15 protein-coding genes are annotated in these 15,198 nt (G+C 69.0%); 13 read left to right on the top strand and 2 right to left on the bottom strand.

Features of this window, described 5'->3' with window-relative positions; all coding sequences use genetic code 11:
* Window positions 1–105: 105 nt before the first annotated feature.
* Both J2847_RS04190 and J2847_RS04185 read right to left on the bottom strand, forming a co-directional pair.
* Window positions 106–780, bottom strand: a complete 675-nt coding sequence (locus J2847_RS04190) for an exopolysaccharide biosynthesis protein (protein WP_211114597.1) — start codon at window positions 778–780, stop codon at window positions 106–108.
* Window positions 777–2,672, bottom strand: coding sequence for an ABC-F family ATP-binding cassette domain-containing protein (locus tag J2847_RS04185; RefSeq protein ID WP_209777188.1), 1,896 nt, complete (start codon window positions 2,670–2,672; stop codon window positions 777–779). The genes J2847_RS04190 and J2847_RS04185 overlap by 4 nt, the downstream gene beginning before the upstream one ends.
* A gap of 205 nt (window positions 2,673–2,877) precedes the next feature.
* On the opposite strand from J2847_RS04185, the gene ndk reads away from it, so the two are divergent.
* The 13 genes from ndk to J2847_RS04120 all read left to right on the top strand — a co-directional run bounded on the left by ndk (window position 2,878) and on the right by J2847_RS04120 (window position 15,192).
* On the top strand, window positions 2,878–3,300 hold the full coding sequence (ndk, locus tag J2847_RS04180) for a nucleoside-diphosphate kinase (protein WP_085556543.1): 423 nt from the start codon (window positions 2,878–2,880) through the stop codon (window positions 3,298–3,300).
* 176 nt (window positions 3,301–3,476) lie between these two features.
* Entirely contained in the window at window positions 3,477–3,980 is a 504-nt protein-coding gene (locus tag J2847_RS04175) for a hypothetical protein (protein ID WP_085556544.1), read from the top strand.
* Window positions 3,981–4,170: 190 nt separating this feature from the next.
* Window positions 4,171–6,747 (top strand): PAS domain-containing hybrid sensor histidine kinase/response regulator, encoded by a 2,577-nt coding sequence (locus J2847_RS04170; protein WP_209777186.1) that lies wholly within the window; start codon window positions 4,171–4,173, stop codon window positions 6,745–6,747.
* A gap of 51 nt (window positions 6,748–6,798) precedes the next feature.
* Window positions 6,799–8,685, top strand: coding sequence for a response regulator (locus tag J2847_RS04165; RefSeq protein ID WP_209777185.1), 1,887 nt, complete (start codon window positions 6,799–6,801; stop codon window positions 8,683–8,685).
* Between the two features lie 211 nt (window positions 8,686–8,896).
* Window positions 8,897–9,556, top strand: a complete 660-nt coding sequence (locus tag J2847_RS04160) for a hypothetical protein (RefSeq protein ID WP_209777183.1) — start codon at window positions 8,897–8,899, stop codon at window positions 9,554–9,556.
* 603 nt (window positions 9,557–10,159) lie between these two features.
* A complete protein-coding gene (locus J2847_RS04155) occupies window positions 10,160–10,498 on the top strand; it encodes a hypothetical protein (protein WP_209777181.1) in 339 nt (112 codons plus the stop codon).
* On the top strand, window positions 10,498–10,959 hold the full coding sequence (locus J2847_RS04150; protein ID WP_209777179.1) for a phage baseplate assembly protein V: 462 nt from the start codon (window positions 10,498–10,500) through the stop codon (window positions 10,957–10,959). Before J2847_RS04155 ends, J2847_RS04150 begins: the two co-directional genes overlap by 1 nt.
* Window positions 10,960–10,974: 15 nt before the next feature.
* Window positions 10,975–11,409: a PAAR domain-containing protein gene (locus tag J2847_RS34895; protein ID WP_209777178.1), complete on the top strand. Its 435-nt coding sequence runs from the start codon at window positions 10,975–10,977 to the stop codon at window positions 11,407–11,409.
* Between the two features lie 66 nt (window positions 11,410–11,475).
* Window positions 11,476–12,036 carry a hypothetical protein gene (locus J2847_RS04140; RefSeq protein ID WP_209777176.1) on the top strand — a complete coding sequence of 187 codons (561 nt, stop codon included), beginning with the start codon at window positions 11,476–11,478 and terminating at the stop codon, window positions 12,034–12,036.
* Window positions 12,037–12,079: 43 nt separating this feature from the next.
* On the top strand, window positions 12,080–12,418 hold the full coding sequence (locus J2847_RS04135) for a GPW/gp25 family protein (protein ID WP_209777175.1): 339 nt from the start codon (window positions 12,080–12,082) through the stop codon (window positions 12,416–12,418).
* Window positions 12,415–13,257: a baseplate assembly protein gene (locus tag J2847_RS04130; protein WP_209777173.1), complete on the top strand. Its 843-nt coding sequence runs from the start codon at window positions 12,415–12,417 to the stop codon at window positions 13,255–13,257. The genes J2847_RS04135 and J2847_RS04130 overlap by 4 nt, the downstream gene beginning before the upstream one ends.
* Window positions 13,254–14,435 carry a phage tail protein gene (locus J2847_RS04125; RefSeq protein WP_209777171.1) on the top strand — a complete coding sequence of 394 codons (1,182 nt, stop codon included), beginning with the start codon at window positions 13,254–13,256 and terminating at the stop codon, window positions 14,433–14,435. The genes J2847_RS04130 and J2847_RS04125 overlap by 4 nt, the downstream gene beginning before the upstream one ends.
* Before the next feature lie 19 nt (window positions 14,436–14,454).
* A complete protein-coding gene (locus J2847_RS04120; protein ID WP_209777169.1) occupies window positions 14,455–15,192 on the top strand; it encodes a hypothetical protein in 738 nt (245 codons plus the stop codon).
* Window positions 15,193–15,198 lie beyond the last annotated feature (6 nt).

The following is a 15,198-nucleotide window of genomic DNA, read 5'->3' as shown; positions in this document are numbered from 1 at the left end:
ACGGAGGCCGGCGGCAGGTTCAGCGGGGTGAAGCCGACACCATCGCCGGCCAGCCCCAGCGCCGTCCGCTCCCGCCCGACGCGGAAGACCGGAACCGCCAGTCCCTTACGGCGTTGCCGCCAGAAGTTGGTGGCCGGCGTACGACAGGCTGCTGGCGACCAGGAAGAAAAACACCAGCGCCGCCACGCTCAGCCCCAGCCCGACGCCGATGGCGCGGCCGTCGCGCTCGATCAGCCCCAGCGAGATCAGCACCAACGCGAAGCCGGGCAGCCAGCCGGTCAGCGGCAGCGGCACGATGCAGGTCAGCGTCAGGATGAACAGCAGCAGCCCGAACCAGCGCTCCCCGTCGATGTGGGCCAGCCGGTGGGCGCGCGGCTTCAACATCCGCTCGATCCACAGCAGACGGGGCATCGCCGCGTCGAGCGTCCGCCCGGCTAGCAAACGGCCGACCGACCGCTTGAGCAGCCAGTCGGGCAGGCGGGCGCCGCGCCGCCCGAAGGCGAGTTGCGCCGTGTAGAGCATGATCGGCAGATCGAACAGGCAGGACACGCCGAGCGGCACCGGCGCGATGGTCGGCAGCGCCAGCGCCAGCAGGATCGTTCCCAGCGAACGGTCGCCCAGCGCCCGGATCAGGTCGCCGAGCGAGACCCGCCCTTCCGGGAGGTTGGCTCGGAACTTGGCGATGACGTCGGAGGTGCGCTCCTCGGCATGGTCATCGATCGACGAATCGACCGGCGAATCCGCCAGCACGACGCCGTCCGCGTGCGAGCGGCCGGTCAAGCGCCGGCCTCCGCCGCGGCGCTCTCGTAGGCTTCCAGTGCCTCCAGCCACGTCTCCTCGGCGCTCGCCAGCTTCTTCTCGATCACGCCGAGGTCGATCTGGAGCTTGGTCAGCTTCTCGGCCGGGCCGGTGTAGAGCGACGGATCGGCCATCTTGACCTCGATCTTCCGTTTTTCCTCGGACAGCTTGTTGACCAGCGCCTCGGCGTCGGTCGCCTTGCGCTTGAGCGGCGCCAGCGCGGTCCGCGCCTCGGCGGCGGCGCGGCGCTGGTCCTTCTTGTTCGGCCCGGCGTCGCGGTCGGACGCGCCCTTGGCGACCGCCCGCTCGGCCTTGGCGCGGTCGAGCAGGAAGCGGCGGTAGTCGTCGAGGTCGCCGTCGTAGGCCTGCACCGTGCCGTTGGCGACCAGCAGCAGCCGGTCCACCGTCAGCTCGATCAGGTGGGGGTCGTGGCTGATGATGATGACGGCGCCGGGGAAATCGTTGATCGCCTCGATCAGAGCCTCGCGGCTGTCGATGTCGAGGTGGTTGGTCGGCTCGTCGAGCATCAGGATGTGCGGGACTTCCCGGCTCATCAGCGCCAGCAGCAGCCGCGCCTTCTCGCCGCCCGACAGGCTGCCGATCTTGGTCTCCGCCTTGGCCTGCGGGAAGCCGAAGCGGCCGAGGTGGGCGCGCACCTTCTCCTCCAGCGCCAGCGGCATGATGCGCTGGGTCTGCTGGATCGGCGTCAGCGACAGGTCCAACTCCTCCGACTGGTGCTGGGCGAAATAGCCGATGCGCAGCTTGGATGGACGGCGCATCTCGCCGGCCATCGGCTGCAGGCGGCCGGCCAGCAGCTTGACCAGCGTCGACTTGCCGTTGCCGTTGGCGCCCAGCAGGCCGATGCGGTCCTCCATGTCGATGCGCAGGTCGACGCGGCGCAGGATGGTCTTGTCGCCGTAGCCGATGCTCACCCCCTCCAGCGCGATCAGCGGCGGCGCCAGCTCGTCGGGGTGGGGGAAGTTGAAGACGACCTCGGCGTCGTCCTCCATCAGCGTGACCGTCTCCATCTTCTCCAGCAGCTTCAGGCGGCTCTGCGCCTGACGGGCCTTGCTGGCCTTGAAGCGGAAGCGGTCGACGTAGGCCATCATGTGCTTGCGGCGCGCCTCCTGCTTGGCGGCCATCGACTGGAGCCGCTCGGCGTTGGCGCGGCGCTGGCGCAGGAACTGGTCGTAGTTGCCGGAGTAGGTGACGAGCTTGCCGTTGTCGATGTGGATCGTCGTCGTCGGCACCGCGTTCAGCAGCTCGCGGTCGTGGCTGACCAGCAGGATGGTGTGCGGGTAGTTCTTGAGATACCCCTCCAGCCAGATCGTCGCTTCCAGATCCAGGTGGTTGGTCGGCTCGTCGAGCAGCAGCAGGTCGGGGCGCGAGAACAGCACGCCGGCCAGCGCCACGCGCATCCGCCAGCCGCCGGAGAAGTCCGAGCAGGGGCGCTGTTGCGCCTCGGCGTCGAAGCCCAGGCCGGAGAGGACCTGCGCCGCGCGGGCCGGCGCGGAATGCGCCTCGATGTCGGCCAGCCGGTTGTGGATCTCGCCGATGCGCATCGGGTCGGTCGCCGTCTCCGCCTCGGCCAGCAGGGCGGTGCGCTCGACGTCGGCGGCGAGCACGGCGTCGATCAGCGTGGTCGGGCCGCTGGGGGCTTCCTGCGCGACCATGCCCATCCGCATTCCGGCCGGCAGCGACACCGCCCCGTCGTCGGTCTGGAGCTGCCCGGAGATCACCTTCAGCAAGGTGGATTTGCCGGTGCCGTTGCGCCCGACGAGGGCGACGCGATGGCCCTTGGAGACGACCGCGGTGGCGTGGTCGAACAGGACGCGGCCGCCGAAGCGGAAGGTCAGATCGTTGATGTGCAGCATGACGGCGAGGATGTAGCACGGGCACCCCCGGATTTGAAGACGCCGAAGGCGCGGGCCCTTTCTTGACATTGCGGTGACGGCCGTCGGAACGGGGTTGCCGCGCCGTGAAAGCGCCTCTATAAAGCCGCGCAATCGGCGCCCCGCACCATCGGTCGGCGCCTACAAGCTTTTCACCACCAAGCCTTTCATCGCAGGAGTTCCCGCCATGGCCGTTGAACGCACCCTCTCGATCATCAAGCCCGACGCCACCCGCCGCAACCTGACCGGCAAGATCAACGCCAAGTTCGAGGACGGCGGCCTGCGCATCGTGGCCCAGAAGCGTCTGCAACTGTCGAAGGCCCAGGCCGAGCAGTTCTACGGCGTGCATCGCGAGCGTGGCTTCTTCAACGACCTCGTTTCCTTCATGATCTCCGGCCCGGTGGTCGTGCAGGTCCTGGAAGGCGAGAACGCCATCGCCCGCAACCGCGAGATCATGGGCGCCACCAACCCGGCCAACGCCGCCGAGGGCACCATCCGCAAGGAGTTCGCCGAATCCATCGAGGCGAACTCGGTCCACGGTTCGGACGCGCCGGAGACGGCCGCCCAGGAGATCGCCTACTTCTTCTCGGGCACCGAGATCGTCGGCTGATTTCAGGCCGATCCGAGACATTCGGGTTCCGGCCCGGACTTTTCGAGAAGGACCGCCCCGAAAGGGCGGTCCTTTTGCGTTTTCTGGACAGAAGGCGCAATCTCGCGTATTCGGAAATTCCATCATTCCACGCGGATCCGGTCGTTGGTCCGGGTGATTTCTCAGGAGTTGGCGCGATGGACCCCATCCCCACCAAGCCCATCATCGCAGCCCTTCTGGAGCCGTTGCCCCCCCTGAAACAGGGCCGCAACGATCTGGCCGACGAGTCCATCGTCCGCCTGCTGGTGCGCGGCTTCATCGACCAGAGCCTCGCCGCCTTCCAGGAGGTGCTGCACGGCCGGCTGGGCGAGGACGAGGCGATCGACGGCATCAACCGGCAGGCCACCGCGCTGAACAGCGTCTTTCTCGGCACCAGCGGCCTGGACAGCGTCGTCACCCACCCCTGGAATTCGCCGGACCAGCTCGGCGCCTTCCTTCAGGATGTGGTGGCGCTGGAGTATCCGGAGGACGACTGTGTCCGCGCCATGCTGATCCATCTGGCGACCCAGCTCATGCACGCGCTGCGCCTGCCCGACGAGGAGCGCAACGAGGAGGTCGAGGCGCTGACGCTCGATGCCGCCGATCTCCTGCTCGGCCGTGCACCCGAAGAGGATGACGGCTTCGACATCGACGGCGAGTGAGACGCCGGCAACGGCCCGGCATGACGCGAACAAGTCGTGTTTCGCACACGCCAAGTCGATGCCGGCCGCTCGTCTCATAAAAATCAGAAATTTTTTCTGCGAAACTTGATGTTAACGGCTTCCTTCTAAGACAAGGGGGGCCCGGTGGATCGTCGCCGGCCGATTGCCCTCTTGACTTGACGGAGGTCCCGTGGACGTTGCAGACGCCGCCGAACCGATCCGCAGTACGGTCGGCGGCCCGGCACGCCCCACATCGGGCCACCGGGACGCGCTGCCTGAGGCGTTGGCCGCCCTGACCGGCGCCGGAACGGTTCTGGCGCTGCTGGTCCAGGGTGGAACGGTGAATGCCCCGGTCATCGGCGCGCTGTCCGTCATGACCGGGTTCGCCCTATGGAGCGCCCGCCGCGCCCTGACGAGCGCCGCCACCCTGCGGCGATCGGCCGCGGATCGACAGGCCGCCGCCGCCGCCCTGGACGCTTCCCGCCGCCGCGCCCGCGACTTCGCCGAATCCTCGTCCGACTGGTTCTGGGAAACCGGGCCGGACCATCGCTATGTCTATGTTTCCGACAGGTTGGCCAGGATCCTCGGCCGCGATCCCCGCGCGGTGTTCGGCGAAACGTTGCTCGACCTTGCCCGGCTGGTCGAGGATTCCGCCACCTGGGCCGAGTATGAGGCCGACATCGCCGCCGGGCGTGCCTTCCGCGAGCTGGAGATCAACATCGACGACCCCAGCGGGCGCAGCTTCTTCCTGCGGGTCAGCGCCGTTCCGGTGCTGGGACCCGACGGGAGCTTCATCGGCTATCGCGGCTGCGGCGTCGACGTCACCGCGGAGACGCTGGCGCTGGTCGACGCCCGCTTCATGCAGACGGTGGTCCACGACGCGGTCGACAGCGTTTCCGAGGGCTTCGTCCTGTTCAGCGCCGACGGCCGGCTGCTGATCTGCAACGAGCGCTACCGTCAGGCCTATCCCAACATCGCCGACCTGCTGCTCCCCGGCGTCACCTTCGCCGAGATCCTGCGCGCGGCGGCCGAGCGCGGCGGCTGCGAGGACGGCGACGTCGGCGACTGGGTGGAACAGCGGCTGAAGCGCCACCTCGACCATTCCGCCCCGGTGGACGGCCTGCTGTCCGACGGTCGCTGGTACCGCATCAGCGAGCACGCGACCGGCACCGGCGGCGTCGTCAAGATCCTGATGGACATCACCGAGCTGAAGACCCGCGAGGAGGAGCTGGCCGGCCAGACCTCGCGGTTGGAGCGCACCGTCTCGGCGCTCCAGGAGAGCGAGCGGCGCTACCGCCAGCTCGTCGAACTCGCCCCCTACGGCATCGTCATCTGGGACCGCGCGGCGATCCGTTTCGCCAACGGCGCCGCCGCCGAGATCCTCGGTGTCGGCGCCGGCGGGCTGGAGGGCAGGCCGCTCGCCAGCTTCCTGGAGGACGGCCACGCGCTGGAGGCCCGTCTCGCCGTGGCCGCCGAGGGCAGGGGGCAGCATCTGGAATGCGAGGCCATCCGCCCGTCCGGCGAGCGCCGCTTCCTGGAGGTCGGTGCCTCGCCGGCCGTCTACCGGCGCGAGCCGGCGGCCCTGCTGGTGCTGAACGACGTCACCGACCGCCGCCGGGTCGAAGGGGAGTTGCAGCGCGCCCAGAAGATGGAGGCGGTCGGCCGCATGGCCGGCGGCATCGCCCACGAGTTCAACAACATGCTGACCGCCATCGGCGGCTTCGCCCGTCTGGCCGAGCGCAATCCCGGCGACGCGGCGCGCGTGCTGACCTGCGTGCAGGAGATCGCCAAGGCGTCGGAGCGCGCCGCCGCCCTGACCGGCCAGCTTCTCGACTTCTCGCACCGCCGGGTGTCGGAGGAGCGCGAGGTGGTCGGCGTCGCCCAACTGCTGCGCGACCTGAGGGTGTTCCTCAAGCCGCTGATCAGCGCCGGCATCGACGTCTCCATCGAGATCGGCGACGAGGGCGCCCACACGCTGGTCAACCCGGTCACGCTGAACCAGGCCCTGCTGAACCTCGCGCTGAACGCGCGCGACGCCATGCCCGACGGCGGCGCCCTGACCATCGCGCTGACGGTGGAGACGCCCGACGCCGCCTTCTTCACCCGTCACGGCGGCCTGTCCGTCGGGCGCTATATCGTCATCCGCGTCGCCGACCAGGGCTGCGGCGTGCCGGAGGCGATCCGCGACCGGGTGTGGGAACCCTTCTTCACCACCAAGGAGCCCGGCAAGGGCACCGGGCTCGGCCTGTGGATGGTCTATGGCACCGCGCAGCAGGCCGGCGGCGTCGTGGAGATGGAGAGCGAGGAGGGGCAGGGCACCGTCTTCTCCCTCTATCTGCCGGCCACCGCTCCGCCGGTGCCGGTTCCCGGTCTGGAATCCCTGCGCATGGCCGAGGGCGAGAGCGCGGCGATCCTGCTGGTCGACGACGAGGAGTCCGTCCGCACCTATCTGCGGCTGGCGCTGGAGGAGGCCGGCTGCGTGGTGACCGAGGCCGCCGACGGCATCGAGGCGCTGGAGCGCTACGACGAGGCCGGCGGCCTGTTCGACGCGGTGGTCAGCGACGTGTCGATGCCGCGCATGAACGGCCCGGACCTCGGCCGCGCGCTGGAGGAGCGTAACCCTGACTTGCGCATCCTCTTCCTGACCGGTTATGCCTCGAAGGAGACGGCGGCGGGGCTGACGGCGCAGACCGGACGCACCATCGTCATGAAGCCGGTGACGCCCGAGCGTCTGCTCCAAGCGCTGCGTGACCTGCTGGCCGACTGACCGCGCCCAACAAGAACAAACCAGAACGATTGCCACGGGGAGTGGACGCGCATGGCGTCGGAGAATGCCGCAACCGAAGGTGTGGAGAGCGAGGCGGCACTCGAAACCGCGGATTGCCGCGATCCGGCGGATTTTTACACCGCCGTGGCGCGCGACAGCGTCGGCCGCTTCTGCCGCCGCTTTCTCGACGAGAACGCCCTGACCGCGACGGAACTGCTGCACAACAACCGCCACCAGAACGCGCTGTCCAACACCGCGACCTTCGTCGCCATCCTGACCCAGGCCGAACGGACGATGGAGCGCAAGGGGACGCTCACTCCGCTGGTGAACGAGATCGCCCGCCTGACCCGCGAGCGCGCCAAGGAGAATCCGCCGCCCGACCTGACGCCGGAAACCTACGCCGGCGTCGCCGCCGGATTGCTGGCGGGGGGTGGGTTCCTCGGGCGTTTCCTGCTGGACGCGGCGCTGTCCCAGCACATCGTCACCGGCCGCAGCTTCGCCGACAAGGCGAAGGCGCTGCTGGCGCTGGCGTCCGCCCCCGACATCGCCGAGCAGCATCCCGAAACGCTGGTCCCGATCGAGCGGCTTCTCGGCGAGATCCTGCGCAGCGACGCCGGCACCGCGTCCTGCGCGCAGGACGCGCCCTTCGCCGATCTGATCGGGCTGATCGTGACCCTGGTGGCGGGCGACCGGGCCCTGCCCGACACCGCCCCGCCGGTGTTCCGCGAACTGGACGCGCTGATGCGGCGCACGCCGATGCCGGCCCTGCGCGACAGCCTGATGGTGGCCTTCCGGCGCGAGATGGGCAAGCCCGCCTGCTTCACCATCGCCAGCGCCGGCGACATGTTCGGCATCGAGGCGGTGCAGCGGGAGATCATGGCGCTGAGCGAGCTGTCCGGCCGCCTGCGCGACGCCGAGGGCGCCTATCACGGCGGCGCCAAGACCGAGGCGGCTTTGCAGCGCCGCACCGCGATCCTGGTGAACGAGGACACCGTCCCGGAGATCACCAAGGGCCGCAACTTCGTGCAGAAGCTGCGCATCCTGTTCGTGTTGCAGAAGATGCCGCTGTCGCCGACCGCCGCGCGGGCGGTCAACGACTATCTGCGGAGCTTCTTCGACAGCCGCGACTTCGCCGGCCGGCTGCTCGACTGCTGGAAGGAACGGGCGGACAAGCTGAAGGGGCTGGCGGAGGTGCAGAAGATGGTGCTGGCCAGCGCTTTCTCCGAGGAGGATCGCGACTGCATCGCCGGGCAGGTGGACGACATCCAGAACGCCTTCCTGCGCACCCAGCGGGTCCTCGCCCCCCTGGTGCAGACCAAGGAGGACCCGTCGCCCGAGGCGGTGCTGGAGATCGTCCGGCTGGCCGGCGACGGGGCCTTCTGCACCGGCAAGAGCCGGATGGCGGTGGCCCGCGTTCTCTACCGCCAGACCCACCGCCCGCGCTTCGTCCGCGGCTTCCTGCTGAACGCGCCGACCCCGCGGGAACGGCTGGCGCGGGTGGGCTGGCTGCGGCAGTCGCTGGCGATGGTCGGGGTCCCCTTCATCGATCTGGGGAGCCAGCGCGTGCTGGCGGTGGACGACGAGGAGGGGCCGCGCAAGCTCGTCGCCTCGGTCCTGCGCGATCTCGGCATCGGCCGGGTCGACATGGCGGCCGACGGACAGGAGGCGCTGGAGCGTCTGGCCGCCAACAAGGCCGAGTACGACCTGATCATCTGCGACTGGATGATGCCGCGCCTGAACGGGCTGGATCTGCTGAAGCATGTCCGCGAGATGCGGACCGATCTGCCCTTCCTGATGGTGACGGCGCTGGCCACCCTGGAGGCGGTGAAGCGGGCGCTTGCCCATCAGGTCAGCGGCTACATCGCCAAACCCTTCACGCCGGACCAGTTGGAGGAGAAGGTCTTCCTGGTCCTGGCGCAGAAGGGCATGACGGAGTGAGGCCGGCGGTGTTCCGGTTCCGTGGTGGGCACCGCCTTTCCTGATCTCCGCGCGGCCGGCCCGAGCCTCCGAACCTGGCTGCGCGGGTTGTTCCGTCGTGGCCCGGCGTCCTGAACGTCGGGTGCTCGGGGAAAATTCAAGATTCCATGACGGCGCTCCTTTGATAGGTATAAATTCATGTCGCGAAACGGCATGACATGGAGGCAGCGTCATGGGCAAACGGAGCGGCAAGCCTGCGCAGCGAAAGGACGCCGCGAATCCGCGAGCGGCGATTCCGACCGCCGTGGAGGAAGCCTTGCAGACCACGACACCGGAACGGCTGAGGCGGTCCCTTCACGTGGTGGAGGTCCGGGACGGGGAGGGCCGCGGTCGCCAGCCGCCCCTGGGGGTTCGAATGCTGGACGCGACGCCGCTGGACGCCTATCGGCGGCGGGGGGTGGTGGACGAGCGCCAGCACGAGGCCGGCATGTGGCTGGCCCGCTGCTTCCGGCGGGCGGTGCTCCAACCATCGATGATCGCGGTCTACGGCGAGAGGATGGGCGGCGGGGGCGGCGCGGACCCGATGCTGGATGGGCGGAACATCTTGTGGAATTTCCTCCTGGCCAGCGGGCTGGCCGTGAGAGGGGGCGGGGCCGAAGCGGCCAAGGCCGATGCGCGGGTGCGTGAAGCGCTTCCGGGGGCTCGCTCCCCGCTGGTCGTCACCCCCTTGGGACATGTGGCGCTTTCCGTCTGCGGGCTGGAGGAATGGGCCGGTGGCACCCGCAACCTGAACAAGCTGCGCTCCGCCCTGGACAAAGTGGCGGATCACCTTCGCATCGGCCACGGAAGCCCCGCCGCCGGCACGGTCCCCGACGCCAAGCCGGCGTTCTGAGCGAGCGGAGACGGAACGGCCGCAGGGCGTGATTCCACGAGCGCCGCGCATCATCGGCAACCCCTTGTTTCAGCAGGTTATTAGGAATAAATACGCAAAACATATTGATCGATGTGCATGTTTTCCGATACGGTTTCGCTACCGTGGCAATCGGTGTCGCTGAGCGGCAATCAACCTGGAAGCACCGCCCGATACGCGGGCTTCGATGAATCGGCTGGACCGTGGCGGTGCGACCTCCCTGCGTTGCCGTTTCGGATCGTGAGGTGTTCCCGATCCGAAGCCGGCGTCCCCGAGGCCCGCAGCGCGGGCCGGTCGTCCGCCCAATTCGGCGTCAAACGCATCAACCGGGCCTCTTTCCGAGAGAGGCGTCAGAATGAGGTGGTCACGATGCACCCCAAGACCGCGATCCGGCACGCCTTGGTCGCCCATCTGCGGAATCCGTTGTCCGGCTCCCCGCCATCGAATCATCGGACCGCCGCCCAGGGCAGGGTGTTTGCGAACCGCGTCCCCGCATCGACCCCCTTTCCCTGCCTTGCCGTTCGCACGGATGGGGACAAGCGGGATCCGAGCCATCCAGTGAACGCGGACGGCCCGGTTCGACGCTTGCTCACCATCCTGGTGGAGGGAACGGTCGCCGGGGGGGAGGCCGAAGACGATTTGGACGCCCTGTGCCTTGAGGTCGAGGACGCCTTGCGGGCCGACCCGACGCTGGGCGGCCGGCTGGAGAAATTCCACTGGGAGGAAACGGCGGTCGCCGGTGGCGAGGGAGGGACGATGGTGGCCATGATGAGCTTCTCGGCGGCCTATCATTCCCATCCGCCGTCGGAGGACGGCCCGTTTCCTCCCCGCCATGTCTATGGCTCCTGGGAACCGAACACCGGGCCGCCGCATCTGCCCGATTACCGCGAGATCGCGGACGGCCGTCAACCGGAGATGGTGTGATGGCGGACCCCGTGGAAACCGAGCGCCGGCTGTCCAACGTGGTTCACTACGGCACCGTCGAGGAGGCGGACTACGCCAAGGCGCGCTTGCGGATCCGGATCGGCGAGAACGTCACCACCTGGATTCCATGGGCCGCCAGCCGGGCCGGCGGGGATCGCTCGTGGCATCCGCCGGAGGTCGGCGAACAGATTCTGCTGGTGGCGCCCGGTGGCGACCTGAACCAGGCCTGCGTGCTGGGCTCCGTCTACCAGACCAAGCATGGGGCGCCAGCCGACAAGGCCACCGTCACCCGGACCGTGTGGAAGGACGGGGCGACGCTGGAATACGATCGCGAAACCCACGCCTATGCCCTGGACGTGCCGGTCGGCGGCACCATCGAACTGCGGTGCGGCGCATCCTCGTTGCGGATCAGCAACGAGGGAATTGTGCTGAAGGCACCCCGCATCGACCTGAATCCATAAAATGGGGGGCCGGAGATGCCGAGTGTCTGCCGTCTGGGGGACGCGTGCACCGGGCACGGATGCTGGCCGCCCCGGCCGAACGCGGAGGCGAGTGGCGATGTGTTCGTGAATGGCCGGGGCGCCCATCGCGTCGGCGACGCCTGGGCGGCACACACCTGCCCGGATAAACCCGAAACGCATGCGGGAGTCCAGGCGACGGGAGCGGCTGCGGTGTATGTGAACGGTCGCCGGTTGGCGCGCGTCGGCGATGCGGTGTCCTGCGGTTCGACGGTTGCCGGCGGGTCGTCCGACGTCGTGTGCGGCGACAACGCGCCAGCGCCGCTTCCTCCGCCCCGGGGCGCCGCCGGATCACGTTTCGAAGATGTTCCTCTCCAGCCAACTGCCCGCTCCGTGTCCAATCACCAACGAGAAGTTCCGCAACTGGCGTCCCCGTCACGGACATGGGCATGATTGTCTCGTGTTCTTCGGCGCGCGCTGCGTCGCGGAGTCCTCTCCTCCAAGGGTGCTGTGCGATCCATGAATCAGACGTTGGAGTGGGTCCGATGGATCGGCAGCGTCGCCATCGGCGGGATGCCGCTGCCTTTTGCCCTGCCGGCCGCCTTGTGCATCCTCTTCGGGTGGGGAAGGAAATGGGATGAACGCGCCCGTTACCGGTCCTGGTCATCGGCGGTCCAGGTGACAGGACTGACGATGGTGGCGAGCCCCCTGGTCATGACGTTTCTGCTCACGGTCTTGCCGTGGATATTGCAAGCTCTCGCGCGTTGGCCTCTGCTGAAGTCGATTATAGAAACATTCATTTTTGTTTATGCGCCGACCGCAGCTTACTTCCTTATCTTGAACCTGCCGATTCACGGAATGTTTTACGATATGCATACGGACATGCATTATTATTGTTCGATGCGTGACTGCGGATTTTTGACGGATTGGCGCCGCAGCCACAGTTCCGACGAATGGGTGGTCATCAGCCAGACCGTGCGCGTGTTCGCCGCCTATGTTCTGCAAACCCTTCTGTCCTTCCTGATGATCCGTGCCGCTTTGGCGGTGCGTGCGCGCCGCTGCCGGCCGGAGCGGCCGTAGCCAGCGCGTTCTTCCCCTCCTTTACTGAGCATCGGAGCTTTCCATGCGCGGCATGAACGCTGCAAACGGCACCGCTTTGTCCGGGTTGAACCACCTGCGGCAAAGCATCCGCGACATCCTGACCACCCGCACCGGCACCCGCGTGATGCGCCGGGACTACGGATCCGACCTTCCGGCCCTGGTGGACCGGCCGATGAACCCGGCCCTCGCCATGGACCTCTACGCCGCCACGGCCAAGGCCCTGCGGCGTTGGGAGCCCCGCTTCCGCACGCGCCGAGTCGCCATCACCGAGGCCCGGCCGGGCCGCGTCGTCCTCTATCTGGAGGGGCTCTACCTGCCGGACGGCAAGGAGATCACCCTGGACGGGGTGGTGGTGCAATGACCACGACCATCGACCTGTCCCATCTGCCGCCGCCGACGATCCTGGAGGCGCTTTCCTACGAAGCCATTCTCGCCGGCATGAAGGCGGATCTGAAGGCCCGGCTTCCCGACTGGACGGCGGACCTGGAAAGCGACCCCGTCAACAAGCTGCTGGAGGCCTGCGCCTACCGGGAACTGCTGCTGCGGCAGCGCGCCAACGAGGTGGTGCGCGCCAACCTGCTGGCCTTCGCCGCCGGCGCCGACCTGGATCATCTGGCCGCCTTCTACGGCGTCGCCCGCCTGGAGGGGGAGACCGACGCGGCGCTGCGGCTGCGCATCCAGAACCGTGTCCAGGGCTGGGCCAACGCGGGGGGCGCCGCGCATTACCGTTACTGGGCCCTCTCCGCCAGCCCGGATGTCCAGGACGCCGCGGTGTCCAGCCCCTTCGCCGGCCGTGTCCGCATCGCGGTGCTGGCCCGCACCGGCGACGGCACGCCGGACGCGGCCCTGCTGAACGCCGTCAAGGCGGTGGTCCTGCGGGACGACGTGCGGGTGCTGACCGACACCGTGGAGGTGGTGGGCGCCACCATCAAGCCGGTCGACCTCACGGCACGGCTGTGGCTCTACCCGGAAACCCCGGAGCAGGTGTTCACCGAAACCGTGGCGGCCTTCCCCTCGACCCTGGCCCAGGCGCGCGGCATGGGATGGGATTTGACCCGCTCCTGGGTGATCTCCCGCCTGCATGTCGGCGGCGTGCACCGGGTCGAACTGGATGGGCCGGCCGCCGACGTGGCCTGCGGGCCGGACGAATGCGTGGCGCTCGGAACCGTCTCCATCACCCTGGAGGGCCGCAACCGATGACCGCCACCCTTCTGCCGCCCAGCGCCTCCGCTTTCGAGCGGGCCGTGGAGGCGGCCACCGCCATCGACGACCGGCTTTCCAGCCTCGCGCCGCTCCGCCGGGCCAAGCTGGAGGCGGCGTCGCCCCTGGTGCCATGGCTGCTGTGGGAATATGGGCTGGGCGAGGTTCTGCCCTACCTGGAGGACCCGCAGCGGGCGATCCGCGAGGGCGTGCTGTGGCAGCGCATCCGCGGCACGCCCGCCGGTCTGCGGGTGGCCTTCGGCTGGCGCGGCCTGGACCGGGTCCTGGTCGAGGAGAAAGGGCCGGGCGTCCATTTCGCCGAGTTCATGGTGGACACCGGGCTGGTGCCGGATTCCCGCGCCGTGCTGGATCTGATCGGGCTGGCGCGGCTGGCCTCGCCGGCCCGGTCCCGGTTGGCCCGCATCTTCCACGGCTACGACATCCGCCGCTTCCGTCTGGATTCGTCCGGGCTGGACGGTGGCGGCCTGCTGTCGGACTACAGCGGCGTCGAGGGGCCGGAGGGCGTGCGCCTCTCCTTCGGTCGCGGCACGCGGGGGGAGGCCGAACTGGGCGGCATCCGCATCCAGTCGGTTCCGGCGCCCATCCACGCGGCCCAGACCGCCTATGTGACCGGCTTCCGGCTCGACCGCAGCGCGCTGGACGGGCCCAGGCCGCGTCTGTGGCCGCGCCTCCAGCATCTTCGTCTCGTCACGGGGGCGAACGCCACCGGGGTGCCGCCCCCCGCCGGCCTGCGGCCGGTCCGCCGTTTCACCAAGGCACAGATCGTGCTTTCGGACGGCCCGAGGCTCGGAACCGTCAACGCCTGCACCCAACCCTTCCGCTGGGTGCAGGAGGGACCGCGCTTCATCCTGTCCAGCGGCGCGCGCCTGTCCGGCACGCCGCGAAGGCTCGTCCGGCTGCCGATTCTGGAACGTTTCATCCGCCCGACCAAGGGGGCTTCTCCGGCCTATCCGGGCCTGGAAACCGCCGTGACACGCCACGCGGAGCATGTGGGAACTGCCGTCACGGGCGATCCCGCCGTCCATCTCGACCGCACCGAAACCGGCCGGATCTTCTCCGCCGAGCACCACGGGCAGCGGTGGGCCGGCGCCTTCTGGCCGCGTTCCCGCTGGTCCGGCCTTCGCGAAATCATCGGCGCCTCGCACGCCACCGCCTGAATCCTTCGGAGTTTCCGCCATGACCATACTGACGCGCAGCGGGCGCGCGGCGCTTGCTGCCGCCATCAAGGCGCAACCCCTGCACCTTGCGCTGGGGGAGGGGAACGCGGACTGGGACACCACCCATTCCGCGATCTTCGCCTTCGCCGCCGACACCGTCGCGCTGCCGCACCGCAACCTGTCCGCCGTGACGGTCACGTCCCTGGACTACGACCCCGGCGAGGTGGATGGCGACGGCGCCGTCGTGGTGCCGCCCACCGGCACGCTGTACGCGGCCGGTACGGACTACGCGCTGGATTCCGCCGCCGGCACCGTGACCCGCAAGGCCGACGGCGCCATCGCCGCCGGGGCGCAGGTCTTCATCGGCTACCACGCCGACCGTCCGGCGGAGGATCCCGCCGCCACCGCCCTGCGGGCCGAGGTGGGCCGCCGGCTGGTCGAGGAGGTGGAGTTCGTCACCCCCGACCCCGCCGGCGGCATCGTGGTCCCCACCGGCCGCTACGCCGTCTCGGCGACGCCGACCCAGCATCTGTTCTTGCGGGTCCGCTTCGACTTCACCGACGCGGCCACCGCCACGGTGCGCGAGCAGGCGCTGTTCGTCGGCACTGCCACCGACCCGGCGCTGCCGCCCGGCCAGCGCTATTTCAGCGCGGCGGAGGTGGAGGACCCCGGCATCCTGCTGCTGCTCCAGCACTCCGTCCCCATCGTCCGCCAGCCTTCCACCCGCGAGACGTTCGAATTCGTCGTGACGTTCTGAGGAACC

The sequence above is a fragment of the Azospirillum agricola genome, from assembly GCF_017876095.1.
In the GTDB taxonomy this organism is placed as follows: Bacteria; Pseudomonadota; Alphaproteobacteria; order Azospirillales; family Azospirillaceae; genus Azospirillum; species Azospirillum agricola.
The sequence above is the reverse complement of the archived record's forward strand: the minus strand, read 5'-3'. Positions and strand labels throughout refer to the sequence as shown.

What these genes read in the sequence shown, in the direction of transcription:
- J2847_RS04185 (WP_209777188.1), bottom strand. Translation starts at nt 2,672, where the DNA reads ATGCTGCACATCAACGATCTGACCTTCCGCTTCGGCGGCCGCGTCCTG.
- ndk (WP_085556543.1), top strand. Translation starts at nt 2,878, where the DNA reads ATGGCCGTTGAACGCACCCTCTCGATCATCAAGCCCGACGCCACCCGC.
- J2847_RS04175 (WP_085556544.1), top strand. Translation starts at nt 3,477, where the DNA reads ATGGACCCCATCCCCACCAAGCCCATCATCGCAGCCCTTCTGGAGCCG.
- J2847_RS04165 (WP_209777185.1), top strand. Translation starts at nt 6,799, where the DNA reads ATGGCGTCGGAGAATGCCGCAACCGAAGGTGTGGAGAGCGAGGCGGCA.
- J2847_RS04160 (WP_209777183.1), top strand. Translation starts at nt 8,897, where the DNA reads ATGGGCAAACGGAGCGGCAAGCCTGCGCAGCGAAAGGACGCCGCGAAT.
- J2847_RS04150 (WP_209777179.1), top strand. Translation starts at nt 10,498, where the DNA reads ATGGCGGACCCCGTGGAAACCGAGCGCCGGCTGTCCAACGTGGTTCAC.
- J2847_RS34895 (WP_209777178.1), top strand. Translation starts at nt 10,975, where the DNA reads ATGCCGAGTGTCTGCCGTCTGGGGGACGCGTGCACCGGGCACGGATGC.
- J2847_RS04140 (WP_209777176.1), top strand. Translation starts at nt 11,476, where the DNA reads ATGAATCAGACGTTGGAGTGGGTCCGATGGATCGGCAGCGTCGCCATC.
- J2847_RS04135 (WP_209777175.1), top strand. Translation starts at nt 12,080, where the DNA reads ATGCGCGGCATGAACGCTGCAAACGGCACCGCTTTGTCCGGGTTGAAC.
- J2847_RS04130 (WP_209777173.1), top strand. Translation starts at nt 12,415, where the DNA reads ATGACCACGACCATCGACCTGTCCCATCTGCCGCCGCCGACGATCCTG.
- J2847_RS04125 (WP_209777171.1), top strand. Translation starts at nt 13,254, where the DNA reads ATGACCGCCACCCTTCTGCCGCCCAGCGCCTCCGCTTTCGAGCGGGCC.
- J2847_RS04120 (WP_209777169.1), top strand. Translation starts at nt 14,455, where the DNA reads ATGACCATACTGACGCGCAGCGGGCGCGCGGCGCTTGCTGCCGCCATC.